Below are 25,084 nucleotides of genomic sequence, written 5' to 3'. Positions count from 1 at the left end.
CTTAACCTCTTTTACGGCGATAAGCGGGCGGAACCCGTGGTGGAACAACCTCCTGCACGGGCATGACGGTTGCAGCAAATTCTTTCATCACACGACGATAAACATCACGTTTAAAAGAGACCACCTGACGCACCGGGTACCAATAACTGACCCAGCGCCAGCCATCAAACTCCGGGGTACTGCTGCGTTGCATGTTGATATCGGCTTCATTACACATTAACTGTAGTAGAAACCATCGTTGTTTTTGGCCGATGCACACCGGCTTTGTATCCCAACGCACCAAACGTTTTGGTAATTTGTAACGTAACCAGTTACGGGTTGAAGCCAGAATACGGACATCCTTTTTGTTAAGTCCTACCTCTTCAAAAAGTTCGCGATACATTGCCTGCTCTGGTGTTTCACCGGGGTTTATCCCCCCTTGAGGAAACTGCCAAGAGTGCTGACCGTAACGCCTGGCCCACAACACTTCGCCTTGCCGATTACAAATTACGATACCCACGTTCGGGCGGTAGCCATCATCATCGATCACCGGACTACCTCGATAAGCTTAAAACTCAAAGATGCTCTGATTGTTTCACACTAGCAACAGGCGGTAAACCACTGCTTATCTGCCAGCTAAACCTGATAACTCTGGGATAACTCACAGATATAAGCAAAGTTATGAACACCCCAAGGGCTACACACGACATTTTATTCACTTTTTCTGTGGATATAGGTGTGTAGAACTCTAGGGAAAAGTAGGTACAACTCATTTTAACGGAATAATACGACAAAAATATCTAAAAAAATAAATGATTAATTTCAACAAAATAACAGGTTTCCCACAGGTTTAAACGGTAGTGAAATGTGATCTATATCCGTTTTGGATCTGTCGCTGGCTAAAGATCCATCAATGTGGTTTTTATCCACAGATAATGCGTCAAAGTTATGCAAAAAAGAGTAAAACTCGCAAAAAAAGCCGTCGTCAAGGCTGTAAATTGAACCAGTGATCGTGATTTACTGGGGTTATCCAATAAATCTGTGGATAAATAGGTGTAAGATCCTGTTCATTATCGCTGTCAGTAGGTGCACAAGATAACCAGAATAAAAATATTTCATCCTTGGAAGGAAAGAAAACTTCCGTTAAATCATGCTATTATTCATTTCATCCACAGTGCATAACAATACATCTACCGCCACTTTTAATTCAGCTTGTTTTTTAACCGACTTTAGCAGGTTTCTACCCATGTCTGTTTATTCACTGCCACCGGCACCACCGACTGATGAACATCAACTTTTTCAACGTGCTCAAGCTTTGTCAGGTTTTACTCTTGGCGAACTGGCTGCTCGTGCTCAATGGGTTATTCCGGCAGACTTAAAGCGAGTAAAAGGCTGGGTTGGTATGTTGCTGGAGTTTTATTTGGGGGCCAGTGCTGGCAGTAAACCAGAACAGGACTTTGCCGACATCGGCATTGAGCTAAAAACAATCCCGATCAGCGCTCAGGGCAAGCCTCTCGAAACCACTTTTGTTTGTGTCGCCCCCCTGAGCGGCAACAGTGGTATCACTTGGGAAAGCAGCCATGTGCGGCATAAACTGGCCCGCGTATTGTGGGTACCTGTTGAGGGTGAGCGGCAGATCCCGCTCGCGGAACGCAGAGTCGGCGCGCCTCTATTATGGAGCCCGAATGCGCAAGAAGAAGAACTGCTGCGGCGTGACTGGGAAGAGTTAATGGACCTTATCGTTCTTGGCAAAGTAGAAACCATCACCGCTCGCCACGGTGAGGTACTCCAATTGCGCCCGAAGGCCGCCAATAGCCGTGCGTTAACTGAAGCCATTGGTGAAAAAGGGCAACCGATCATGACACTACCCCGTGGTTTTTATCTGAAAAAGACCTTTACTGGCCCGATGCTGGCCCGTCACTTCTTGCTTTAACGGACGAATCTGATTATTCCGATTAATAAATAAATGAGAATACCCAAAAAACGTGGAGTTGCAGGTAGGCAGCAAGTGCATGAATCCCGATGAGCTTACTCAAGTAAGTGATTCGGGTGAGTAAACGTAGCTAACACCCCTGCAACTTCAAGTAAGAAGGGTATATAATTGTATTTTGTGTTTCCGTAAGGTGTATAGGCGCAATGTTTGAATGGATTGCCGATCCAAATGCCTGGTTGGCGCTAGGCACGCTGACTATCCTTGAGATTGTTCTCGGGATAGACAATATTATTTTCCTTTCTTTAGTGGTTGCAAAATTACCTAAAGCTCAGCAAAACAAAGCCCGCCGTATTGGCTTGGCCGGAGCAATGTTAATGCGTCTGGCGTTACTTGCTTCTATTGCCTGGGTTATCCGCCTGACTGAGCCGCTGTTTACAGTGGCAGGCCACGGTGTTTCTATGCGGGACTTGATCCTGCTGCTAGGGGGACTATTCCTTATCTGGAAAGCCAGTAAGGAAATTCATGAAACCATTGAGGGGAGCGATACTGAGCACACCAGTAATGTCAGCTCTTTCTTTGCGGCTATCGTGCAAATTATGCTGTTGGATATCATCTTTAGTCTGGACTCAGTGATAACAGCCGTTGGGCTGTCAGATCATCTGTTTATTATGATGGCCGCCGTGGTTATTTCTGTCGGCGTGATGATGTTTGCTGCCAGACCGATTGGGGAGTTTGTTAATCGCCATCCATCAGTCAAAATGCTGGCACTCTCTTTCCTGATACTGGTCGGCTTCACCCTGATGTTGGAAAGTTTCCAGATCCACATTCCAAAAGGCTACATTTACTTCGCCATGTTCTTCTCCATGGGTGTTGAAACCCTGAATTTGATGCGTGGGAAAAAGAGTAAACCGGCTGATAAAAAAACATCAACCCAATAGATTTAAAGATGCCGGAAGGCGGCTGCAATCAAGAGGCCCAAGGATGGGCCGAGTATTAAGCCGTAAGCAACCCCCTGCAATTTGCACGTTAGCGAGCATATCACCCTCTGGGCGCAGTTCACTGGCCCCGTTTACCACTTTTTTATGTACTTTTCCCTTGTACACTTCCCCCAACTGCGGTGCTTCGTTATAGTCGAATAAGGCGAGTTTTACTTGTACCCAAATAATTGGTGTTTCAGTAAGGCCAAACAAACACATCCTGAAGCAGTTATTCAAATAGAAAATTCAGGTGAGTGGGCGTAGCTAACGACGCTGCAATACCAACTACCAAGGGTATGGCCTGATAATTTCAGACATTAAGGAAGGTCGGCAATGCAATATCATCGTATCCCCCACAGTTCATTAGAAGTCAGCCTGCTGGGTCTGGGCACCATGACATTTGGTGAACAAAATAGTGAAGCCGATGCCCATGCGCAACTGGATTACGCCGTTGCTGCCGGTATTAACTTGATCGATACCGCAGAAATGTACCCAGTGCCCCCAAGGCCAGAAACCCAAGGGTTAACTGAGCAATACATTGGTAACTGGATAAAAGCGCGCGGTGAGCGTGACAAAATCATTTTAGCCAGTAAAGTCTCTGGGCCATCACGCGGCAGCGATCAACCGATTCGCCCCAATATGGCGCTAGACCGGAAAAATATCCGCATCGCGTTGGAAGATAGCCTTAGACGGCTCAATACTGATTATATCGATATTTATCAATTACATTGGCCACAACGTGAAACTAACTGTTTTGGTAAATTGAATTATCGCTATAGCGAACATACTGCTGTGGTCACCTTGCTTGAAACGCTGGAAGCGCTGAACGAGCAGGTACGAGCAGGGAAAATCCGTTATATCGGTGTATCAAATGAGACCCCATGGGGCGTGATGCGCTATCTGCAATTGGCAGAAAAACATGATTTACCGCGCATTGTCTCAATACAGAACCCCTACAGCCTGCTTAACCGCAGCTTCGAAGTTGGTTTGGCCGAGATAAGCCAACACGAAGGCGTTGAGCTATTAGCTTATTCCAGCCTGGCCTTCGGCACCCTGAGCGGTAAATACCTCAATGGCGCAAAACCTGCCGCCGCACGTAATACATTATTCAGCCGTTTCACCCGTTATACCGGGCCACAATCCCAGTTAGCGGTAGCGGAATATGTGGCACTGGCAAAACGTCATGGGTTGGATCCAGCACAGATGGCGCTGGCTTTTGTACGCCAGCAACCGTTTGTTGCCAGTACACTGTTAGGTGCAACCACACTGGAACAACTGAAAAGTAATATTGATAGCCAGAATCTAGTTCTGGACCAGGAAGTGCTTAATGCATTGGAAGAGATCCACACCCGCTTTACCTTCCCTGCACCTTAAATTCAATTGAGTTCAAAAAAGCAAAAAGGCCGCTAATGCGGCCTTAGAATACTGACAATGAATAATGCCGCACTCGGCGGCATTGGTATGACTATTACCACATCATTTAGCCGCTTTACGGCGCAGTTGTTGCCACTGCCAGCACCATAGCAATGCAATCGCCAGCGCGAAGATCACACCGAAACCAACACCAACCACGACGACTGGCACACCCAGTTTGACAACCACCGAGTAGAGCCCCAGCATCAACAACATTGCGGTATTCTCACCCAAATTTTGCACTGCAATCGCATTCCCAGCGCCCACACTTTGTCTGCCGCGCTCTTGCAATAAGGCATTAAGCGGCACGACAAAGAAACCACCTAAAATCCCGATAATAATCAACAGTAAATAGGCCATTGGCATGCTGTGTTGCAGTGAGAATGTCGCCACCACCACACCAATTAATACCCCCGCCGGTAAACAGCGTTTTACTGTTTTAAGTGTCACGAAGCGTGCCGCAGCACCCGCACCAATCACAATACCAATCGCCACCATGGCGTTTAACAGCGTCGGCGTGGCGTTATCGGCAATGCCTAATGCTACCGGCACCCATAGCACCAGCAGGAAGCGCAACGTGACCCCCGCCCCCCAGAACAAGCTGGTCCCCGCCAGTGAGAAGCGCGTTTCGCCATCCCGCCACAGAATGCGGCATGCAGCAAAAAAACTACCAGTCATGGCCCGTGGCCGCCATGAGCTACCGGAACGGGCAGCAGCCAGATGTGGAATAAAGAGGTTAGCCACCACCGCAATGGCATATACCAGCGCACAGACACTTAATGCCGCAATCAGATGCCAATCAGCCAGCACCCCACCGGCGACTGAACCGAGTAAAATAGCCGCAATGGTTGATGCCTCCATCATGCCGTTGGCCTTAACCAACTGCTCACCGGAGGTGATTTCCCCCAGAATGCCGTATTTAGCCGGTGAATAAGCCGCCGCGCCGACGCCAACCAGGCTGTAGCCAAGAAATGGATTCAGACCAAAACAGATAACTAATGCGCCAGCCAACTTCAAGCCGTTCGCAACCATCATCACACGCCCTTTGGCAAAGCTATCAGCCACTTGCCCGACAAACGGAGCCAGGATGATATAAGTGGCCACAAAGGCCATTTGCAAGATAGGCTGGCTCCAGTCGGGATATAACTGCTGCTTAATTAATGCCAATGTGGCAAAAAGCAGTGCGTTATCACCGAAAGCGGAGAAAAACTGAGCACAAAGTACGGCGATCATTCCTCTGGAGAGCAAAGGCTTATCTGACAATGCTTGCTGACTCATTCGCTCATCTCCGCATCTTGTGCCATTTTAGTTAACGTAACAAAGTCAGGTTTACCACTCCCCAATAGGGGCAATGCTTTCACTACTCTGATATCACGGGGAACGGTCAGTTCTGGCACACCACCCTCACGAGCAGCTTTAATCAGCCGTTCGCGAGTCATTTCACTGTCAGTGGTGAAGAGCACCAGTGCTTCCCCTTTGGCGCTGTCGGTTTTAGCTGCTGCGGCATGTTGCCCCTCAGGTGAGATACGCAATGCCAGTTGTTCGACACTCTCCAGTGACACCATTTCACCGGCTAATTTGGCAAAACGCTTCACTCGCCCACGAATGGCGCAGAACCCCCGCTCATCGAGGGTGACGATATCACCGGTATCGTACCAACCCTCCTCACGCTCACCCTGAGCATTCTCCGCCGCCGGTTGTTCCAATACCCCCGGATGCTCTACGCGCAGGTAACCGCGCATAATATTGGGGCCGCGCAATTGCAAACGCCCACCTTGCTCGATTCCCGGCACGGTTATCAAGCGCGCCTCCATACCCGGAAGAATGCGCCCAACGGTATTCACTTTCGCTGCCATCGGTACGTTAATCGCTACTACCGGCGCACATTCGGTGACGCCATACCCTTCCAGAATACGAATGCCGAATTTGTCCTGCCAAATCTGTTTGGTACTATCAGCCAGTTTTTCCGCCCCTGCCACCACATAACGCAACCGCGCAAAGTCATAAGGATGAGCAAAGCGGGCATAATTGCCCAAGAAAGTTGACGTGCCAAACAGCACCGTGCAGTTACGGTCATACACCAATTCTGGCACCACCCGATAATGCAGCGGGCTGGGATAAAGAAATACTCGGCTACCTGTCATCAGCGGAGTGAATAACCCCACCGTCAGGCCGAAAGCATGAAACAGCGGCAGCGAAGACATAAAACGATCACGCGGGGTGAAATCGGCAATGGTGCGGATCTGCTCAACGTTAGCCAATATACTTGCGTGAGAATGTACCACGCCTTTCGGGTTCCCCTCCGAGCCAGAAGTGAACAAAATCAGTGCGCTATCGCCCGCCTGCTGTGGCAACATCGCTCGGCGCGGACAACATAAATGGAATAGAATCCACAATTTGTCTGCCAGCGTAACCGTGTCTTTTAAATCTTCCAGATAGACCCAATTTGCCTCAGTAACCTGTTCAGGCAGATGCGTCAGTTTGCCCTTTTCCAAAAACTGGCGCGAGGTGACGATGGTTTTCAACGATGCCGCAATAATTGCACTTTTCAGCCCTTTGGCACCCGAAGTGTAATTAAGCATTGCCGGAATACGGCCACGCAGAGAAGCACCAAAGATCGCCGCTGCGGTAATCGTCGCATTCGGTAATAACATCCCAACATGCTCGCCCTGCGCGGTGAAGCGTTGCAGAATACGGCTGACACCGAGGATTTTCTTCAGTAGCGTTTGATAACTGTCTTCTTTAAATGAAACATCCTCAATACAGGGTTTAAAACGCCCATAACGAGTTTGTGCCGATAACAGCGCTTCAAACAACGTTTCCCGTGGCATGATAGCCATACGCGCGGCCATCATAATAGTATGTAAGTGTTCACCCGCCAGCACTCGGCGGTCACGGGCACGCGGCGCTTGCGGCATGGATAACGTGGTCGCAGGCAAAACATGAATGCTAATTTTCGGGAACCAGCGGAGTTTGAGCACATCACCCAAACGCCCAAAATGGGTAAATTCTGGCCCTTCCAAACGGATCGGGACTACCGTAGCGCCGGATTTGGCGGCAATAAATGCAGCACCATCATAGATTTTCATCAATGAGCCGGTCACGGTAATACGCCCTTCAGGGAACACCACGACTGGCCTGCCTTGTTCCACCATCCTGACCAAATGTTTGATAGCCATTGGCTTGGTAGGATCAAGTGCGACAAAATCGATATAAGGTTTTAGCCAGCGCATATACCAGCTCTCAGAAACACTGGTATAAACCGCAAAAACCGGCTTGATCGGCAGAAATAATGCGAGCAAAGCCCCATCAAGGAAAGAGACATGATTCGGCGTAATTATCAGTTTTTGATGAGTAAACTGGTCATCCACACCATCAATGGTGACACGAAATAATCGACGAAAAAGAGCACGCAATAAGCGATAACCCATGTTTATTTCCCTATAAGACGGTGAATATGAAAGAAAGAGAATACTATAATAGTGGCTAAGATATCGCTAACAGGAGGCTGATATTGCAGGGGCAAGAAGAAATAAAAAAAAACCTACGCATCTGCGTAGGTCGGTGCAAATAAAAAACTGGCTTTAACACACAGCGTATGTTGATTACTCACCAATTAATACCTCTGGGATGAACACTGTATCCGTTTCAGTGAAGCCACAGCCAGCAAGCAATCGCAACATTTACGTGCAAAGTGTAACCAGTAGTGAACATTGTCAGAAAGGCGAAATAGGTTTGTAATTCATTGAGGTGTATTGCAAAAATCATGGGTGTTGCCGCTAGCCCACCGGCAACACCATAAATCCCGCTAAGATAAAATTAATACAGCGCCACCTCAACCAGACAACTCATTGCATTCGGGCCTTGAGTTAAACGTGAGGTACCAATATCCAGCGTCAGAACATTGGGGTTACCTGATTGCTCAACCTTATGCTGTTTGCCACCGAAACCGGGATCAAACCAGGCCCCCGTAGCCATCAACACCACCCCACGAGTAACGCCATCAGTGATACGCACACCCGCCAGACAATGACCCCGTAAGTTGCTAACCTGAACCTGACTGCCCTCAGTAATGTCACGTTTGGCTGCGTCCTGTGGGTGCATATACAGTGTTTCACGACCGGCGGTTTTATTCCCCTGAGCCAATGGCGCCGGATCAAGTTGGCTATGCAGACGATCCTCAGGTTGAATAGAGATCAGATGCAGCGGCCACTGCTCAGCTTGTGGTGCCCCTAGCCACTCAATCGGTGGTTGCCACTCAGCGTGAGGCGCAAAATCCTCATAGTGATAGCTGGCAATTTTCTCACTGAACAGCTCAATTTTGCCACTTGGCGTTTGCAGCGGATTCGCCTGTGGATTTTCGCGGAAAGCATCAAAAAATACGAACTCCTTTGGCGGAGCAGGTAAATCAACATGGCCCCGTTGCCAGAAAGATTCAAAATCAGGCCACGCCACTCCATGCGGCTGTTGTGCCACACCGCACTCCTGATAGATATGCCTGATCCAGGCCATTTCATCTCTATTTTCGGTAAATTGGCTGCGATAACCCAGCCGTTCGGCCAGATCAGCGAAAATATCAAAATCGTTACGAGCCTGATGTTGCGGCGCAATCGCCTGATGCATCGCCAATACATAGCGATCCCGTGACGAGCCACCGATATCATTACGTTCTAGCGAACTGGTCACTGGCAGCACGATATCGGCCATTTTAGCCGCAGGTGTCCACCAGATATCCTGCACAATCACGGTGTCCGGTTTTTGCCACCCCTCCACCAGCCGATTCAATTGCTGGTGATGGTGGAATGGATTGCCGCCAGCCCAATGCACTAAATGAATATCGGGATAGGTATGGGTTTCCCCTTGGAACTGATACGGCTGCCCCGGTTGCAGCAGCATGTCACAAATGCGTGCCACTGGAATAGCCAACCCAGCAGGATTTTTACCCACCGGCATACTTGGCCCCGGCGTGTCTATCCGTGGGTTACCCACACCGTTCATGGAGCCATGACCAAATGAGAAGCCGCCACCGGGCAGCCCCACTTGCCCCAACATGGCTGATAAGGCAATCACCATCCAGTAAGGTTGCTCACCACGGTGTGCGCGCTGTACTGAATAGGAGCAGGTCATAAAGCTGCGAACACCGATAAGTTGCTGTGCTAACTGGCTAATTCTTGGCGCAGGAATACCGGTAATCTCGCTGGCCCACTCCGGGGTTTTAGCAATACCGTCATTCACCCCACGAATGTAATCAGCTAATTGCTCATAGCCCACACAATGGGTAGCCAGGAAAGCCTGGTCCTGCCCGTCAACACGTTGGATTTCATAAGCCAGCGCCAGCATCAGCGCAACATCAGTATTGGGCCGAATCGGTATCCATTCAGCATTAACAAATGCCGGGCAATCATCCCGCATCGGGCTGATGTTAATCACTGGCGTGCCTTTTTGTGCCAGTTTCTCCAACCAGGGTTTTAATGAATGCTCCGCCGATCCACCGGAAGAGACCTGGGCGTTTTTCAGCGCCAACCCACCGAACGCAATAAACAATTCACAATGCTCAACCACACTCGGCCATGATGTCACCCTGCCGGTCAGCGGGCTAAAAGTACCAATCACATAAGGCAGAAAAAACTGTGCCGAGCCCCAACTGTAATTGCCCAGTTGATCAACCCCCCCGCCCCCGCTGAAATAGAAACGCCGGACTAATGAACGCGCGTGATGTAAACGCCCGGCAGAAGACCAACCATAGGAACCGGTGAATAACCCGGAAGGGCCGTAACGATCCCTGACTCGGCGGTTCTCTTGCGCCACTAAATCCAGCGCGACATCCCATTCCACTTCAACAAAGTCTTCCCGACCACGCAAAGTTCGATCACTTTTCTCTCGCTGTTGTAACCACGAGCGGCGTATCGCCGGTTTGCGAATACGTTTATCGGAATAAACCATGGGGGTGATGGATTCCAACAACGGAGAAGGGTTGGGGTCATTGGCAAATGGTTCACAACGGATCAGTTTGCCATCTTCAACAACAGCGGTAAAAGCGCCCCAGTGGGCAAGCTGGGGGTAACGGATGATGGACATGGCTATCTCAGACAATTAAATAGATCATAAAAATAACATTCAGCAGGCAGTAAAACCAAAGCACAATTTAGACTAAATATAATCGATTCGTGCTAACCGTTTCATCTAATGCCGCTGGGCTAACCAAGGCAGGCCTAATCGGAACCTGTGGCTTGCGAAAACCACAGGTAATCGTGCTAATTGTTGTTTCTCTAATTTTTTCTCACCAAGTTGCGATCTTCCCCCCTTGCGGGCAACACTGTTTTCCGCAAAACTGAGGGATGTAAGCGATTACCCTGAAAATCTCTGGAAGAAAAATGGCCACTATTAAGGATGTTGCCAAGCTGGCGGGTGTTTCCGTCGCAACGGTATCTCGTGTTATCAATAATTCTCCCAAGGCCAGTGAGACATCACGCATGGCGGTCTGTAACGCCATGGAGCAACTGCAATATCACCCGAACGCCAATGCGCGGGCGCTGGCCCAGCAATCCACTGAAACAGTCGGCATGATTGTTTCCGATGTGTCAGATCCGTTTTTTGGTTCGATGGTCAAAGCTGTCGAACAAGTGGCCTATGCCACCGGAAATTTCTTGCTGATTGGTAACGGTTACCATGACGAAGAGAAAGAGCGTCAGGCCATCGAACAACTAATTCGCCACCGTTGTGCCGCTCTGGTAGTCCATGCCAAAAAACTGTCCGATGAAGAATTGACATCATTAATGGAGCAGATCCCCGGCATGGTGTTGATTAACCGCACACTACCGGGTTTCGAAACCCGCTGTGTCGCATTAGATGACCGTTATGGTGCCTGGTTGGCAACCCGCCATCTGATTCAGCAAGGGCATAAACGTATCGCCATTATTTGCTCCAATCACCAAATTTCCGATGCCATTGATCGCCTACAAGGCTATCTGGACGCACTAAAAGAGTTTGATATTGCAGTTGATGACCGCTTAATATCCTACGGTACACCAGATGAGATTGGTGGCGAACAGGCCATGACCGACCTACTCGGGCGTGGTAGACACTTCACGGCAGTCACCTGTTATAACGACTCTATGGCCGCTGGCGCACTGTCTGTTCTTAGCGACAACAGCATCGAAGTGCCGCAAGAGATCTCACTGATTGGTTTTGATGATGTATTAATTTCTCGTTATCTGCGCCCCCGCCTAACCACCATCCGCTATCCGGTTGTTGCGATGGCGACACAGGCCGCAGAATTGGCGCTGGCGCTGGCCAATCATACCCCGTTGCCAGAAATCACCAATATGTTCAGCCCAACGCTGGTCCGCCGCCATTCTGTTGCCAGCCCGCAAACGCCCGCAGATGACTGAGAACTGTCGCTAACCAAGAGCTGCGACCCGCCTGCGCTATGCATAACTGCCGCGATATCCGGCAGTTATGCCACAAAAACTGCCCCACTACCTCCACGGCACAATCCCGCCTTGCGGGTTATCAGCAAGCGCTGGTAACGCACAGAATCGCGCTGAATGAAGATCTGATTATCCATGGTGACAGTGGCGTACCTGATGGCTATCAAGGATGTCAGGCGCTGAAGCTGATTGCGGGCAGTATCAAATGCAAGTAACCGATAGCCTTGAGTTATGTCTCTGGCTATCGGCTGAGGACTTTTTGGATAAGCTAATTCAGCTTATCCTTTTGATAACAAAATCGTTAAATCTGCTCTAGTGCAATAAGTTCTTCAATGGTTTGCCGACGGCGAATTAAGCGTGGCTGCCCCTGCTCAAACAGCACTTCCGGCAATAATGGGCGGCTGTTGTAGTTCGAAGACATCGACGCACCATAAGCCCCGGTATCGTGAAATACCAAATAATCACCAATTTTAGCGGCAGGCAATGCGCGGGTTTCCAATCCGCCACCCGCTTCCTGGGTGAATACATCACCTGACTCGCACAGCGGGCCACCAACCACCGTATCAATCAACGGTGCCGATGTGAGGTCGCGCCCATCAGCAGGCAGTAACGAAATATGGTGATAACTGCCGTACATTGCTGGCCGCATCAAATCGTTAAAACCGGCATCCACCAATACATAGTGGCGACGGCCCATATCTTTAACAGCCCGCACCTGCGCCACCAGAACACCAGACTCGGCCACCAAGAAACGGCCCGGTTCAATTTCCAGACTGACCGGATGGCCGAGATGGGCGGCAATTTGCTCTCTGGCTTTATTCCATAAGCCATAATAATGTTCGGTATCAATCTCATCATCACCAAATTGGTATGGGATCGATAGCCCACCACCGGCAGAAATAGCGCTGATATCCTGCCCCAGTGCAATCACCTGCTGAACCATAGCATCACAAACTTGTTCCAGATGCTGATAGTCAACACCAGAGCCAATGTGCATATGAACACCCACCAGCGTTAAACCATATTTTTTAACTTTCTCAATAGCTTGTGGTAAATCTTGATGCCAGATGCCGTGTTTGCTGTTCTCACCGCCAGTATTGGTTTTTTGGCTATGACCATGACCAAAGCCTGGATTTATCCGCAACCAAACGGGGTGCCCTGGGGCGTGTTGCCCCAATTGATCCAGCATGTCGATTGAACCGGCATTGACCGGTATATTTAATTCCGTCACCCGTAATAACGTGGCCTGATCCAGCAGATCTGCGGTAAATACGATCTCTGCCGGTTCCTGCCCTGGCTGGAAGCCAGCATGTATCGCGCGTTCTATCTCACCCAACGATACTGAATCGACTTTGACCCCCTGCTCACGCATCAAGCGGAGAATATGAATATTCGAACAGGCTTTCTGGGCAAAACGAATAACATCAAAGTTCCGTAATTGGTTGATTCGTTGAGCAATGATCTCACCATCATATGCCCACACCGGGCAGCCAAATCGCTCAGGTAAAGCCATCAGGTTTTGGGCAGTCAGCGCCGAAGTGGTGTCATAAAGTGTGCGCGGCATAGGTCTTTCCTAATAATTGATCATCAATATGTTGGGCGAAAAAAATGATTTTGCTGATACCTCATTATTAGCAACTGAATACCTGTTAGGAAAATATCTATTTACCGTGAGTCTATTCATTTATGATATGGCTTAGATTAAACAATCGCCACTTCAGGAGTGTTGTGATGCCCACCATTTCCCTACGACAAATCGAGATTTTTCATGGTGTCATGACTACCGGTAATCTGACTGAAGCCGCCTTATTACTTCAGACATCCCAACCCACCGTCAGCCGTGAACTGGCCCGCTTTGAGCAATTAGTCCAATTAACGCTCTTTGATCGCGTGCGTGGCCGCCTTTACCCCACAGTACAAGGCTTGCGGCTATTTGAAGAGGTGCAACGCTCTTATTACGGTCTTGATCGCATCCGACAAGCTGCTGAGGGAATTCGTCAATTCCAACAGGCACAGCTTTCAATTGCCTGCTTACCAGTCTTTTCTCAATCGCTGCTACCCGCCGTGTGCAAACCCTTTATTGACCGCTACCCGGAAGTCAGCCTGAATATTATCCCGCAGGAATCGCCCCTACTGGAAGAGTGGCTTTCAGCTCAGCGCCATGACCTTGGCCTGACAGAAAACACCCAGACTCCTGCCGGTACGTTGCGCCATCCCCTCATGACTGTTAATGAGATTTGCGTATTGCCCAGCGATCATCCGTTGCGGGATAAATCGGTACTGACACCACAAGACTTCCAAGGTGAAAACTTTATCAGCTTGTCCGTTACCGACAGTTATCGCCAATTATTGGATAAACTATTTATTGAACAAGGTATTAGCAGAAGGTTAGTGCTGGAAACCCACAGTGCAGCATCGGTCTGTGCCATGGTACGGGAAGGGGTGGGCGTATCGATTGTCAATCCGCTCACGGCACTAGACTATATTAGCAAAGGAAGTGCTGAAGGTGTTTGTGTGCGGCCATTCAGCGTCGACATCCCTTTTACGATCAGCCTGATACAACCGAAACACCGCCCATCATCCACCTTGGTAGATACGTTTATCGAGCATTTAAAGCAGCAGGCCATCACTTTCCAGCAGCGCCTAACCCAGGTGATCACCCAACAATATTAAGTTTTCGCAACCGGACTAAGCATCCTTCACCTTACCGGCACGCGCACGGAAAAAGGTAAACAGGCACAGTAGCTGCCGCTACAGCGCCAAGAAAGCAGGATTAAGCCAATGGGGATTGGTTGCAAACCACTCCACAAGAAAATCTAACATTGTCCTTAAGGTTGCTGGCATTTGCCGCCGCGAAGTATAGATGCCATAAATGCCCATCGCCTGTGGTTGATAACCCGGTAATAAGCTGACCAGATCACCTCGGGCGATATAAGGGGCGGCAGAATAGCTGGGTTGCAGAGTAATACCAGCCCCTTCCAGCGCGCCACTTAGCAAAACCACCGACTCATTGGCACTTAGATTGCCACTTACCGCAACTGCCGATTTCTCTCCCTGCAAATCAAAATGCCACAAACTTTTGCCAAAATAAGAGTATGTCAGACAGTTATGTACCGCCAGATCATAGGGTGTTTTAGGTATTCCTTTGGCTGACAAGTAGGCCGGTGAGGCGCAAACGACGGAATGGCACGTGGAAAGTGGGCGTGCAATCAGATTCGGGTCTAGCTCATTGGTAATACGCAATGCCAAATCAATGCGTTCTTCTACCAGATTAACTGCCCGATTATTGATCTGTAAATCAACCGCTACCTGGGGATAACGGCGCAAATAATCAGTAACAGCAATCACCAAAGCGCTCTGCCCAAGAGACTGAGAGCAACTAATACGCAATAAACCGCGCAGTTCATCACTACCTTGCCCTTCAATCACATCCATATCCTGAGCAAACTCAAGCATACGTCGACAACGTTCAAGGGTGGTTTCGCCAGCATGCGTCAGGCTTAGTTTTCGTGTTGTCCGATGCAACAATCGCGCACCAGCCCACTGCTCCATCTCAGCCAGATAGCGTGTCACCATAGCCCGTGACATCTCTAATGCTTCAGCGGCGGCAATCATACTGCCGCGCTCTACAATCGCGACAAAAACCTCAGCAGCAGTGACCCTATCCATGATTAGCTCGATTTAAGCAACAAACAATTGCTCATTATCAGGTTTTTCTATCGAAAGATGCAATCTATTATCTAACCCATACCCCAGTCATCCTCAGGAAAACCGATATGTTTAACAAAACGCTATTACAAATGACCTTTGCCGGTCTGGCAACTTTCGCAGCCGTAGCAAACGCCAGTGCTGCCGAACAACTTAAAATGGAAGTCTATAATCCAGGCGAAAAGAGCATCTTCCCAGTCTCTTCTGAGATTATCAGCGGTAAAACTGAAGTTGCTCTAATTGATGCGCAATTTCAGCGCAATGACGCCGAAGCACTGGTAAAGAAAATAAAGCAAAGCGGCAAAAAACTGACCACCATATATATCAGTCAGGCCGATCCTGATTTCTATTTCGGTCTGGATGTCATCACTAAAGCATTCCCACAAGCCAAGGTACTCGCCACACCGCAGACCATTGAAGAAATCGAAGCAACCAAAGACGGCAAAATGGCCTATTGGGGACCGATTCTAAAAGAAAATGCCCCTGGCAAAGTTATTGTTCCACAAGCACTACAAGGCAAAAGTTTCACCATTGATGGGCAACAAATTGATGTTGAAGGGCTAGATGGCCCATCACCAGAAAAGACATTTGTCTGGATCCCATCCTTGAAAGCGGTTGTTGGCGGTGTCGCCGTCTCCGGTAATATCCATTTATGGGTCGCGGATACTCAAACCGCAGAATCACGCCAGCACTGGTTAACAACATTGGAAAAGATTAAAGCACTCAAACCAGTAACCGTGGTTCCTGGGCATTATCTCGATAACGCGCCACAGACATTAGCATCAGTGACCTTTACTCAAAACTATCTAACGACCCTGAACACAGAGATTCCTAAAGCAAAAGATTCAGCAGAACTGATTGCGGCGATGAAAAAACACTACCCAGAGTTGAAAGATGAATCCAGCCTGGAGCTAAGCGCCAAGGTACTGAAAAACGAAATGAAATGGCCGCAATAAGCGCCGCTAAAATTAATGAATACAGCATTACCCTGTCATCAACCAAAGTACCAGAAGGCGGTAACTTGGATGGTGACGGGACCAAGAGGAAAACATAATGACCACGCTAACATTGCATTACATTTTCGATCCCTTATGCGGTTGGTGCTACGGCGCAGCGCCACTGCTGCACGCCGCACAAAGCATTCCTGATCTGGCACTGGTACTACACGGTGGTGGGATGATGTCTGGGCCTAATCGTCGCCAGATAGATAGCCAATGGCGTGGTTATGTGATGCCTCATGACAAACGTATTGCCGAACTCACCGGACAAACGTTTGGTGAGGCTTATTTTAATCACTTGCTGAATGATACTTCAGCAATTATGGATTCCACTCCACCTATTGCCGCCATTTTAGCGGCTGAACAATTGGCCGGACAAGGCGCGGATATGCTCCATCATATCCAGCAAGCTCACTATGTAGAGGGCCGCCGTATCGCCGACACCTCGGTGTTAACTGAACTTGCCACTGATATGGGATTAAGCCGTACAGCATTTATCAACGCATTAAACTTAGCCCAGGTAGCATCGGCTCAACATATTGCTGATAGCCGCGCCTTACTGGCAAGAGTACATGGGCACGGCTTCCCCACCTTTGTGCTACAAGATAGACAGGGTAAAACAACCACACTACCTACAAGTCAGTACTACGGTGACCCAATTGGTTGGGCTGAGATGCTAAAAAGCATGCTGGCTCACTAGAAATTGGCAGAGGCCGCCTCATAACAACCCTGAGCCGGCCGCCCAGTAGTAGGCAAACAAAAGCGAGCAACAGATTCGTTGAGCTGGGATGCTTGTTTTTGTAATACTTCCGATGCACATGTGGACTGCTGGGCTAACTCAGCATTCAATTTTGTCACGTCATTAATCATTCCAACTTGTGTGGTTATCCCCTCGATACCTTGGCTCTGATCGTGTGATGCCGCAGATATTTCCGCCATCAAATCAGTCACTTTTTTAACTGCATCAATAATAGCCCGTAAATTATCACCTGACCGTGCCACCAAACCGCGCCCCGTGGAGATAGAGCTGGATGAATTATGAATAAGCCGCTTAATATTCAGTGCAGAGTTGCCACTTTGATGTGCCAATAAGCCAACCTCTCGTGCCACAACGGAGAAACCGCGCCCGTGTTCACCGACATGCGCGGCTTCAATAGCAGCATTTAACGCTAAAATATTGGTTTGAAAAGCTACCGACTCGATCAACGTGATAATTGCCGTTATTTCCTGCGAGCCAGCAGAGATATCCGCCATCGATACCACGACGCTAGACATCATCTCTCCCCCTTCACTGGCGATAGCGCTGGTTTCGTTAGCCAAAAGATTGGCCTGATCTGCACTCATCGAGTTCTGTTTTACCCGGCTAGTGAGTTGATGCATGCTTTGTGTTGTCGCAGCCAGCGACTCAGCTTGCGACTGTGTTTGCTCAGCAAGGCGATGACTATCTGCGGCGATTTGATTAACACCCGTCAGGATGACTTCCGCGCCCACGCGAACCTGACCCACCAATGCAATTAAGCCTTGTTGCATTCGGCATATGCTATCAGCCAATTGACGAGCCTCCCGGCTGGTAAACGATGAATATGCCATCTGGCGTGATAAATCACCGGCGGCAATAACGTTAATATGGGAAATAAGGTCATTAAGTGGCCGGATAATTAAACGTGTAACGCCGAGCCAAACCGAAAAAGCGAGGCACAGTAATATCACCAATGCCGTAATAACGCCCTGTTTTGCTGATGATAAAGACGATAATAGCTGCGTATCCATTACAGCCCGATTATCCTCACTTTGCTGTAAATAGTGGTAATACTTTTCGGTAAAGTCACTTTGAAAGCCTTGTATCGGAACTTCAAAAAACAGATCGATATTGTTGTTTTTTGACAGCCCTTGCCCCAATTCAGTTAAACCTTGGTATAACTGCTGGTAACTTTCCTTTAATGCGACAAACTCTGGGCGGTTATCGTGGGCAGAAAGGAGCAAAAGCTCGCGATAATTTTGCTGCGACTGCTGCATAGATTGCAATGCTTCATTCAAAAGGCTATGCCAACTCCCCTCAGAGCCCGTTTCTTTATCTTCCATATAATAGATGCCAGCACGATTGAGTTTATCACTGGCAATTAATAATTCCATTCTGGCACGATCCATCAACACTTCTTGCTGATGACTATAGTGTGTTTTCTCAACATTAACTTTGGTACTATCCAATATATGAGATAAATATCCTATGGAAAATAACTGTAATAAGGAGAAAAGGCTAATAACTAATATCAGGCCAAACAGTATACCGAATTTACCATCAGATATTGAACCTAACCTTCTGACATAAGAGGTGAGTTTCACAACAAGAAATCCAATATTAGATAACATTATTTTTACACTTCTCAATAAGTAATATACCAACATTACTCGCCAAATATTACAAATATATTTCAGGAAATCACATCATGTATCACTGCGCGTTAATAACCTAAAATTATGAATAGGATGCCCCTGAGATTGTTCCATCAAAATAGTATTGTTATCTATTTTATAGAAAACAGGATAACTTATTGAATAGGGAGTATAAAGGAAATCATGTAAACAGTAGTCGTTATTATTAGTTATTGAGAGAGATGACACCTCACCGCTAAAAATGCCTTTACTCACATCAATCATACGAAAGACAATATTACGCCGCGCTTTAAGAACATGGTTTTCACCATACACATCGGCAGATGAATTTATCTCTCTCCCCATAATATTAACTCTGGAATAAACATGATAAGTGTTAGGATAATAATTAAAACAATAATTAACCTCCCAATAGCCTTCAATTTCTTTCATTGGGTGAATATAAGAGTGTATACGCCCCGAACCATACCCTAGTCCTATTGATATAAAAATGCCAAATCCCATAAGAAGTATTATTTTTTTTCGCATGTCAATTCACCATTATGATATTTACAAGCAATATATTCACCATGTTTAGTTTTCTTTAAATAAACATAAGGCGTTTTACCATAAGTAGACAAGAAGGTTTCATCCCGCGTATTATCTAAACCTACTAATATAGGCATGGTGGTAGGATGCACAATTTTAATTTTATAGTAGCTCGATGTGATATAAAATGAAGCAAGAAAAAAAAACACAAAAACCGACAAAATAACTATTTTGCAACGAATACCGATACCAGATAAGATATCATACCTATTTCTAACAACATTAAAACAATCTGTTTCAGAAAATTTTCCCCCACCAATATCCTTACCCGAAATAAAAGTCGGTTTGATACCAATGCAGTATCCTTTTTTGGGAATTGTGGTTACTAATTCATGTTCTTTATCGTCCAGTGCATTACGCAAGTTACTAATTGTTTGTGTTAATGTGTTATCTGTTACATAGCTTCCTCCCCATATTTCCTTCTCAATATCTTCGCGTGAAAGAGAAATGGGATAATTGTGGCATAATAAAGCTAACACTTCAGATTCCTTATTCCTTATCTTAATAGTAGAACCTCCTTTGTTGATTATTCTCTTTTGTGGAGTAAAGATAATATCTCCAATAATTATTTCATCCATTTTCTTTTCCACCTGATAGTTATTACTGTATAAAATATCAGAGATAGTGCAACTTGGCAGTCACCATCAAACCTTAATAAAATTAAATTCGTTAGTTTTGAAAGAAAAACGATAGTAAGCAGGGATTGCTGTGTCGAAGTGGAATCTATCAATAAATATTGACAACTAACAAAAAACGTTCGCCACTACAATTCCTTTTTTGAGATATTATTTAGTGACAATAAAAAACAAATAAGGAATATAGTAATAATGAAACTCAAGGTGGTCTTATTTTTCACACCAATTTTTTTTGGATGTCAGACACATAAAAATGAAAGTTTAATTCAAAAGGAAAAGATAGAACAATTAACTGCATTAGTTTCTGGAATGCGTTATCTAAAAGAAGTTTGTGGTATGGAAAGGTTACCAAGTGAAGATAAGGTAGTAAATAGTGCTACAACTATGATGAAATCTGATAACCCCCTCAGTTCGCAGCAGAGTAGTCGTTCACTGTCAGAACTAACAGACATAAGATATGAAAAACTAAAAAATGATGGTGTAGATAACAATTACAAATGTAAAGAGTTGAGCGAAATTTTAAATAACTTCATTATTAAAATAGACCAATAGCATCCCCTAGAAATAGATTAATCCCTCCAGCCAGGCAAATATAGGGGCCAAAGGCAATGTACCCTCCTTTCTTTTTGGAAAGGTAAGAAATTACAATGGAAACAATAATACCTAAACTAGATGATAACAATACCAACATCGGTATCGTCGATACACCAAACCAAGCGCCCATGGCTGCCATTAACTTAAAATCACCGTACCCCATCCCGTCAATACCCTTGAATAGTTTGAATAGCCAATAGGGTAACCACAAAAAAATATAACCGACCACAGCACCTAGAACAGCAGATGATAAAGAGCAAAAAACATTATCTATATTCAAAATAAGCCCCATCCATAATAATGGTAATGTAATACAGTCGGGGAGAAGGTAACAATCCAGATCGATAAAAGACAACGTAATCAGCACCCATATTAACAGTAACCCAATCATGGTTAAATAATCACTTTTCGCCCAAAAAGCTATAAGTAAGGTTAAAATAGCAGTTAGTAGTTCTACAATTAAATAACGGAAGCTAATTCTCTGATGACAACATCGTGACCTGCCGCGTAATAATAGCCAACTCACAACGGGAATATTGTCCATTATCCGTAGAGAACTATTGCAACTTGGGCAAAATGATTTTGGTAAACATAAATTAATGTTACCTTTACACCGGCTATCTTTATCCCAGATATTAGTTACTTTATTTTTGTTTGCAGTGGCGAAAAGCATAATTGGCAACCGGTAGATAATAACATTTAAAAAACTCCCGACGCATAGCCCAGCAACAGTATAAAATAAAAAACCGCCTAAACTATAAATATCAATCATGATTAGTTCACGTTCCTTTAAAGTCTCTTTTTACAATAGTAATATTTCCCATAACATACCCACCGTCGGCATTACTAAATATTTCAACACTATTTACATAAATATTATGATAATGATAAATAAAGTGAATAATATCTAACGCCAGGGAAAATTCAATATGGTCAAAACTTATAGAGATAATGCCATCTGCTGATCTGGATATATATAAATCACTATTTGAATCATTAATAAAACTCGCAATTTTCTTATCAAAAAGCTCCCCTGAAGAGTAACTATGCCATGAATTACTCTGCCAACTAATATTTAGACGTTCAGCTTCAAAAGAATAATAGAGCAGTTCCTCATTTAATAAAGAGTACTTCTTCCGTAGAATATTACACTCCGATGCTAATTTAATAGCATAAGATGAAACAATAACTAGCAACAAAAGCATCAGGATAGTTTTTAGCTTACCAAAATAATAAAGGATATAATGCATGCTTATTTTCACGGTGCATATTTAAAAATAATATCGTGGCTATCACTATCATTAGACACTTGATTTAAAACAACGCCACTAAGTTTATTATTTATTTCCTTTAATTTAAGTTCAACAGTATTTGATTCGTCCGCTGAAATATTGTAAGACATTACTCCCGCATCCTTATTAAAACTAACACTATTTACATTCGAATCAATACTATCTATAACTGGGCTGGTCATATAAAAAAGATCAATGAAATTAGCATTTGATTCTATGTCCCTATAATGTTCAATGTAATCGTTAAAGTGCCCTGTATTATTTCTATTTTCATTATCAACTGGAAAAATATTAGCATAAAACTCTTGTGATACCGTATTCAAGACATCAATATCTCTCGCAATCTTATATCTATCAAACCAGTAATTCAAACATACAACCGCAGATAGAATTAAACATAATAAAACAGTTCTAAAAATAGTTAACCCGTTCATTTCAATGCCAGGAAAATGATTATACTTGCCGCAAAGGAAATTAGCATTACAATAATCAATATTTTCAGCCATAATTCTAAGCACATCGCAATATTGTGTGGATTGCCAATTTATAGCTTTATTCCCCGAAGATGAAAATGTATTTATATGAGCTGATGAAAATTTTGAATCTAGTATCTTTGCTAATATTTCACTACTAATTGAAAAACCCGATAATTGGCTATTTCTTATCAACCATTCATTACTCAGCTTGACGGCGGAAAACTTCCCAAGACTAAATGGCAATGCCAATACATCAGGCATTATAATTTTTGCCGATATATTTGCCTCTTTTAACCACCCCAACCATTGATTCATTAACTTATGCTCAACGGCTGCTACATAACAGAAATCATTATCCCATTTTAAATTAATAGTGTGAAATTTATCTATATCACCGACAATTGTTCTTTCAAGCAAGAAGCTAATCGCTTTCATGTTTTTATTTATCATTAAATTTTTTAAATTAATTCGTCTGAATATTATGCAACTGGCTGAAACCAATACTTTAACGCGGCAACCAGACTGTAATTTAATATTTTTAATCTCAGCATAACTATTTAACTTACCATACTTATTTTTTTGTCCGTCATGCATTTTCATATACCAGTAGACCGGATCGCTTGCATAGACCCCTAGCCTAATAATAAGTATAGGTGAGGAACCAACTCTATTCATCATATGGTTCACCAATACCATATCTACGCTGCAATACTGTAATCTCTTCATCTTTAACATGGAGGTAATTAGTCAAATTGTAATACTCATTTTTGTCATCCAACCAAAAGTCTAGTGTAATAAAATATTCATCTGTTGAAAAACTTGACATGACAACTTCTTTTACCTTCTGTATATCATCTATAGCTATCATTGAGTTACTTAATATCGATGCAAAGAAAGACTCTTTGCTACCCCAGCCATTGACTGGTTTAGCTAATATAGTATTGATGATATCTTCCTCGCTAATAATATTCATGAACATTGCCTGGATAAGTTTACTTTGTTGTACTTCAAGTGCATTTACATTAATTAATAATGCGTTATCATTTCTAGTGCAGATCAATGGGACTATTTTTAAAAGCAACTCATAATCATGACTGGATAGATAATTAGCCAAATTATTTTTAAAACCATCAAATTTTATAGAGGATACTGATGTGGCTTTTATATTAGCATTTAGCTCTTCACAACAATTTTTCTTAAGAAAGGAAGTGATATCGTTCAGGATATTATTTACATCTGACATGGTCCCCCCAGCGCCTATCAACAGGTTTTTAAACACTCGCCAGGAATATGGTTGAGTTTTATTCTTACAGAAATTAATATTAAAAGAGTAAATATTGAAGCAGTTAGTTTTATCAACCATTCTATAATAGACATGACTCTCATTTATTTTAATAGATCGAGGATACGAAAAAATCCACGCTAGATCATTACTTCGCTCCTTAGAATTAAAAATCTCACTTATTATTTTTTTTGACATTTCATTTTCATTCTCCAGCAATATCCATTGCTGTGATCTTCTCCTTTCATTTATATCAAACAAGGCATACATATCTGACCAATAATAATTGGATGTGAAGGCCATTCCGCTCATTAAAAGTATAATTGATAATACGAGCAGCAGTGCAATACCATACTGCGCCTCTAAATAATTCACAATGATAAAACCCCACTATTCAATAAAATAATAGTTCGCCTTACTATACCTATATCTTCCAATTCGATAGTTACTTCAACGGCATGTGGTAAGGCAAGGTTGTGCTGCCATTCAGTTAACCATTTTTTTTCATGATATAACCGTATGCGAAATGCAATGACCCCCTCAATGACGTGTAAAACCTGGTATTCCTGATCGGCAATGCAACCCAATTTAGTATAAGATAATTTTTCTAGTATCTTATTTTTTAACCTATAGCCAATACATGCTGAATGGTAATCAAAACCATTGTTTAACTTTGGTATGTTACTTAGTAAGAAATAAATACCGAAGTCATCACTTTCTAATACACCGCTTCCCACTTGGAAAAAAATACTTTTATTATTATTTAAAAATATTCGTGGGTATATTGTTGCATGAGATATATCGAACTCAAGAATTTTTATTACTTGCTGAATTTCATTTATTTTCTTTACTCTAGTAGTCACTGTAGCACTTCCTTTCACGACAACGATAGCAGCATGATAAATCGTTAAACTCATCATAGTAAAAATAGTGACGGCAAGTAATATCTCTAACAGAGTAAAACCATGAGATAAATTTTTACTCATTGATAGTCCGGTATCTTTCCAGTACATAATCAGGATGCTCGTTATTTTCCTGACTACGAATTTCAACGATAACCTCCCGAATGCCTTTACTTTGATGATATATTTCTTTCACTTGCCAATACCAAAACTGATCAAACATAAAATCACTTCCCTTCAACCAATTCTCAGTTTGCATAGCTCCAGTTATTTTGAGTTCTGCTAAAACGTTCTCTGCAACCCAAGCAGATGCCATTTTATCTTGCAGGGATCTGGTCCAGATTAGTTGTGAACTAATATTTTTCATAATGCTGACGCCAGCAATAGCAAAAATAGCCAGTGACACCATAACTTCTAATAAAGTAAACCCCGTATAATGTCGCAGGTCATCACCTATTTATTTTGATGTTTACTCAAATAACA

At 44.7% G+C, this 25,084-nt stretch carries 24 protein-coding genes; 9 read left to right on the top strand and 15 right to left on the bottom strand.

Annotated features, from left to right (window positions below):
- Position 1: 1 nt before the first annotated feature.
- Positions 2 to 529 carry an RNA pyrophosphohydrolase gene (gene rppH, locus EL015_RS04460; RefSeq protein WP_005185831.1) on the bottom strand — a complete coding sequence of 176 codons (528 nt, stop codon included), beginning with the start codon at positions 527 to 529 and terminating at the stop codon, positions 2 to 4.
- A 696-nt stretch (positions 530 to 1,225) separates the two neighbouring features.
- Between rppH and mutH the strand changes: the two genes are divergently transcribed.
- From mutH to EL015_RS04440, 3 genes are all read left to right on the top strand, one after another.
- On the top strand, positions 1,226 to 1,912 hold the full coding sequence (gene mutH, locus EL015_RS04450; protein ID WP_005185833.1) for a DNA mismatch repair endonuclease MutH: 687 nt from the start codon (positions 1,226 to 1,228) through the stop codon (positions 1,910 to 1,912).
- A gap of 203 nt (positions 1,913 to 2,115) precedes the next feature.
- A complete protein-coding gene (locus EL015_RS04445; protein ID WP_005185835.1) occupies positions 2,116 to 2,850 on the top strand; it encodes a TerC family protein in 735 nt (244 codons plus the stop codon).
- A 372-nt stretch (positions 2,851 to 3,222) separates the two neighbouring features.
- Positions 3,223 to 4,263: an NADP(H)-dependent aldo-keto reductase gene (locus tag EL015_RS04440; RefSeq protein WP_005185838.1), complete on the top strand. Its 1,041-nt coding sequence runs from the start codon at positions 3,223 to 3,225 to the stop codon at positions 4,261 to 4,263.
- 102 nt (positions 4,264 to 4,365) lie between these two features.
- On the opposite strand, the gene lplT is transcribed toward EL015_RS04440, so the two are convergent.
- The 3 genes from lplT to EL015_RS04425 form a co-directional block, all read right to left on the bottom strand.
- On the bottom strand, positions 4,366 to 5,580 hold the full coding sequence (gene lplT, locus EL015_RS04435) for a lysophospholipid transporter LplT (protein ID WP_032906533.1): 1,215 nt from the start codon (positions 5,578 to 5,580) through the stop codon (positions 4,366 to 4,368).
- The gene (aas, locus tag EL015_RS04430) at positions 5,577 to 7,733 is read right to left on the bottom strand and encodes a bifunctional acyl-ACP--phospholipid O-acyltransferase/long-chain-fatty-acid--ACP ligase (protein ID WP_005185843.1); all 2,157 of its coding nucleotides are present in this window, start codon (positions 7,731 to 7,733) and stop codon (positions 5,577 to 5,579) included. The genes lplT and aas overlap by 4 nt, the downstream gene beginning before the upstream one ends.
- 388 nt (positions 7,734 to 8,121) lie before the next feature.
- Positions 8,122 to 10,380: a molybdopterin guanine dinucleotide-containing S/N-oxide reductase gene (locus tag EL015_RS04425; protein ID WP_005185846.1), complete on the bottom strand. Its 2,259-nt coding sequence runs from the start codon at positions 10,378 to 10,380 to the stop codon at positions 8,122 to 8,124.
- A gap of 296 nt (positions 10,381 to 10,676) precedes the next feature.
- On the opposite strand from EL015_RS04425, the gene galR reads away from it, so the two are divergent.
- Both galR and EL015_RS04415 read left to right on the top strand, forming a co-directional pair.
- Positions 10,677 to 11,693 carry an HTH-type transcriptional regulator GalR gene (gene galR / locus EL015_RS04420; RefSeq protein ID WP_005185848.1) on the top strand — a complete coding sequence of 339 codons (1,017 nt, stop codon included), beginning with the start codon at positions 10,677 to 10,679 and terminating at the stop codon, positions 11,691 to 11,693.
- Positions 11,694 to 11,731: 38 nt separating this feature from the next.
- Entirely contained in the window at positions 11,732 to 11,947 is a 216-nt protein-coding gene (locus EL015_RS04415; RefSeq protein WP_005185868.1) for a hypothetical protein, read from the top strand.
- An 86-nt stretch (positions 11,948 to 12,033) separates the two neighbouring features.
- On the opposite strand, the gene lysA is transcribed toward EL015_RS04415, so the two are convergent.
- The gene (gene lysA / locus EL015_RS04410; protein ID WP_005185871.1) at positions 12,034 to 13,296 is read right to left on the bottom strand and encodes a diaminopimelate decarboxylase; all 1,263 of its coding nucleotides are present in this window, start codon (positions 13,294 to 13,296) and stop codon (positions 12,034 to 12,036) included.
- 167 nt (positions 13,297 to 13,463) lie between these two features.
- Between lysA and EL015_RS04405 the strand changes: the two genes are divergently transcribed.
- Positions 13,464 to 14,405: a LysR family transcriptional regulator gene (locus EL015_RS04405; RefSeq protein WP_032906534.1), complete on the top strand. Its 942-nt coding sequence runs from the start codon at positions 13,464 to 13,466 to the stop codon at positions 14,403 to 14,405.
- A 78-nt stretch (positions 14,406 to 14,483) separates the two neighbouring features.
- On the opposite strand, the gene EL015_RS04400 is transcribed toward EL015_RS04405, so the two are convergent.
- Entirely contained in the window at positions 14,484 to 15,401 is a 918-nt protein-coding gene (locus EL015_RS04400) for a LysR family transcriptional regulator (protein WP_005185874.1), read from the bottom strand.
- A gap of 107 nt (positions 15,402 to 15,508) precedes the next feature.
- Between EL015_RS04400 and EL015_RS04395 the strand changes: the two genes are divergently transcribed.
- Both EL015_RS04395 and EL015_RS04390 read left to right on the top strand, forming a co-directional pair.
- Positions 15,509 to 16,396 (top strand): MBL fold metallo-hydrolase, encoded by an 888-nt coding sequence (locus EL015_RS04395; protein ID WP_005185875.1) that lies wholly within the window; start codon positions 15,509 to 15,511, stop codon positions 16,394 to 16,396.
- 97 nt (positions 16,397 to 16,493) lie between these two features.
- The gene (locus tag EL015_RS04390; RefSeq protein WP_032906535.1) at positions 16,494 to 17,138 is read left to right on the top strand and encodes a DsbA family protein; all 645 of its coding nucleotides are present in this window, start codon (positions 16,494 to 16,496) and stop codon (positions 17,136 to 17,138) included.
- Here EL015_RS04390 and EL015_RS04385 read toward each other — a convergent pair.
- The 3 genes from EL015_RS04385 to EL015_RS04375 all read right to left on the bottom strand — a co-directional run bounded on the left by EL015_RS04385 (position 17,135) and on the right by EL015_RS04375 (position 19,998).
- On the bottom strand, positions 17,135 to 18,808 hold the full coding sequence (locus EL015_RS04385; protein WP_032906537.1) for a methyl-accepting chemotaxis protein: 1,674 nt from the start codon (positions 18,806 to 18,808) through the stop codon (positions 17,135 to 17,137). The two genes, EL015_RS04390 and EL015_RS04385, sit on opposite strands and share 4 nt — an antisense overlap.
- Positions 18,809 to 18,883: 75 nt before the next feature.
- Positions 18,884 to 19,360: a hypothetical protein gene (locus EL015_RS04380; protein ID WP_032906538.1), complete on the bottom strand. Its 477-nt coding sequence runs from the start codon at positions 19,358 to 19,360 to the stop codon at positions 18,884 to 18,886.
- On the bottom strand, positions 19,345 to 19,998 hold the full coding sequence (locus EL015_RS04375; protein ID WP_005185880.1) for a winged helix-turn-helix domain-containing protein: 654 nt from the start codon (positions 19,996 to 19,998) through the stop codon (positions 19,345 to 19,347). Before EL015_RS04375 ends, EL015_RS04380 begins: the two co-directional genes overlap by 16 nt.
- A 249-nt stretch (positions 19,999 to 20,247) precedes the next feature.
- Between EL015_RS04375 and gspS the strand changes: the two genes are divergently transcribed.
- Positions 20,248 to 20,607, top strand: coding sequence for a type II secretion system pilot lipoprotein GspS (gene gspS, locus EL015_RS04370; protein ID WP_032906539.1), 360 nt, complete (start codon positions 20,248 to 20,250; stop codon positions 20,605 to 20,607).
- Here the strand turns inward: gspS and EL015_RS04365 are convergent.
- From EL015_RS04365 to gspI, 6 genes are read right to left on the bottom strand one after another with little or no spacing between them, the layout of a single operon-like run.
- Entirely contained in the window at positions 20,591 to 21,421 is an 831-nt protein-coding gene (locus EL015_RS04365) for a prepilin peptidase (protein WP_005185888.1), read from the bottom strand. The genes gspS and EL015_RS04365 overlap by 17 nt on opposite strands.
- Positions 21,422 to 21,428: 7 nt before the next feature.
- A complete protein-coding gene (locus EL015_RS04360) occupies positions 21,429 to 21,899 on the bottom strand; it encodes a hypothetical protein (RefSeq protein WP_005185890.1) in 471 nt (156 codons plus the stop codon).
- 8 nt (positions 21,900 to 21,907) lie between these two features.
- The gene (gene gspL, locus EL015_RS04355; RefSeq protein ID WP_279625045.1) at positions 21,908 to 23,092 is read right to left on the bottom strand and encodes a type II secretion system protein GspL; all 1,185 of its coding nucleotides are present in this window, start codon (positions 23,090 to 23,092) and stop codon (positions 21,908 to 21,910) included.
- Entirely contained in the window at positions 23,085 to 24,074 is a 990-nt protein-coding gene (locus EL015_RS04350) for a type II secretion system protein GspK (protein ID WP_005185894.1), read from the bottom strand. Before EL015_RS04350 ends, gspL begins: the two co-directional genes overlap by 8 nt.
- Complete coding sequence (gene gspJ / locus EL015_RS04345) at positions 24,071 to 24,685, bottom strand: type II secretion system minor pseudopilin GspJ (protein WP_164711357.1); 615 nt, start codon at positions 24,683 to 24,685, stop codon at positions 24,071 to 24,073. Before gspJ ends, EL015_RS04350 begins: the two co-directional genes overlap by 4 nt.
- Complete coding sequence (gene gspI / locus EL015_RS04340; protein WP_086018948.1) at positions 24,678 to 25,046, bottom strand: type II secretion system minor pseudopilin GspI; 369 nt, start codon at positions 25,044 to 25,046, stop codon at positions 24,678 to 24,680. Before gspI ends, gspJ begins: the two co-directional genes overlap by 8 nt.
- Positions 25,047 to 25,084 lie beyond the last annotated feature (38 nt).

The sequence above is a fragment of the Yersinia intermedia genome, assembly GCF_900635455.1.
GTDB lineage: Bacteria > Pseudomonadota > Gammaproteobacteria > Enterobacterales > Enterobacteriaceae > Yersinia > Yersinia intermedia.
Note: the sequence above shows the minus strand (reverse complement) of the source record. Positions and strands in the feature narration are given on the sequence as shown.

Excerpts from the sequence above, each read along its gene's own strand:
- mutH (WP_005185833.1), top strand. The coding sequence starts at position 1,226 with ATGTCTGTTTATTCACTGCCACCGGCACCACCGACTGATGAACATCAA.
- EL015_RS04445 (WP_005185835.1), top strand. The coding sequence starts at position 2,116 with ATGTTTGAATGGATTGCCGATCCAAATGCCTGGTTGGCGCTAGGCACG.
- EL015_RS04440 (WP_005185838.1), top strand. The coding sequence starts at position 3,223 with ATGCAATATCATCGTATCCCCCACAGTTCATTAGAAGTCAGCCTGCTG.
- lplT (WP_032906533.1), bottom strand. The coding sequence starts at position 5,580 with ATGAGTCAGCAAGCATTGTCAGATAAGCCTTTGCTCTCCAGAGGAATG.
- aas (WP_005185843.1), bottom strand. The coding sequence starts at position 7,733 with ATGGGTTATCGCTTATTGCGTGCTCTTTTTCGTCGATTATTTCGTGTC.
- EL015_RS04425 (WP_005185846.1), bottom strand. The coding sequence starts at position 10,380 with ATGTCCATCATCCGTTACCCCCAGCTTGCCCACTGGGGCGCTTTTACC.
- galR (WP_005185848.1), top strand. The coding sequence starts at position 10,677 with ATGGCCACTATTAAGGATGTTGCCAAGCTGGCGGGTGTTTCCGTCGCA.
- EL015_RS04415 (WP_005185868.1), top strand. The coding sequence starts at position 11,732 with ATGCATAACTGCCGCGATATCCGGCAGTTATGCCACAAAAACTGCCCC.
- lysA (WP_005185871.1), bottom strand. The coding sequence starts at position 13,296 with ATGCCGCGCACACTTTATGACACCACTTCGGCGCTGACTGCCCAAAAC.
- EL015_RS04405 (WP_032906534.1), top strand. The coding sequence starts at position 13,464 with ATGCCCACCATTTCCCTACGACAAATCGAGATTTTTCATGGTGTCATG.
- EL015_RS04400 (WP_005185874.1), bottom strand. The coding sequence starts at position 15,401 with ATGGATAGGGTCACTGCTGCTGAGGTTTTTGTCGCGATTGTAGAGCGC.
- EL015_RS04395 (WP_005185875.1), top strand. The coding sequence starts at position 15,509 with ATGTTTAACAAAACGCTATTACAAATGACCTTTGCCGGTCTGGCAACT.
- EL015_RS04390 (WP_032906535.1), top strand. The coding sequence starts at position 16,494 with ATGACCACGCTAACATTGCATTACATTTTCGATCCCTTATGCGGTTGG.
- EL015_RS04385 (WP_032906537.1), bottom strand. The coding sequence starts at position 18,808 with ATGTTATCTAATATTGGATTTCTTGTTGTGAAACTCACCTCTTATGTC.
- EL015_RS04380 (WP_032906538.1), bottom strand. The coding sequence starts at position 19,360 with ATGCGAAAAAAAATAATACTTCTTATGGGATTTGGCATTTTTATATCA.
- EL015_RS04375 (WP_005185880.1), bottom strand. The coding sequence starts at position 19,998 with ATGGATGAAATAATTATTGGAGATATTATCTTTACTCCACAAAAGAGA.
- gspS (WP_032906539.1), top strand. The coding sequence starts at position 20,248 with ATGAAACTCAAGGTGGTCTTATTTTTCACACCAATTTTTTTTGGATGT.
- EL015_RS04365 (WP_005185888.1), bottom strand. The coding sequence starts at position 21,421 with ATGATTGATATTTATAGTTTAGGCGGTTTTTTATTTTATACTGTTGCT.
- EL015_RS04360 (WP_005185890.1), bottom strand. The coding sequence starts at position 21,899 with ATGCATTATATCCTTTATTATTTTGGTAAGCTAAAAACTATCCTGATG.
- gspL (WP_279625045.1), bottom strand. The coding sequence starts at position 23,092 with ATGAATAGAGTTGGTTCCTCACCTATACTTATTATTAGGCTAGGGGTC.
- gspJ (WP_164711357.1), bottom strand. The coding sequence starts at position 24,685 with ATGAGTAAAAATTTATCTCATGGTTTTACTCTGTTAGAGATATTACTT.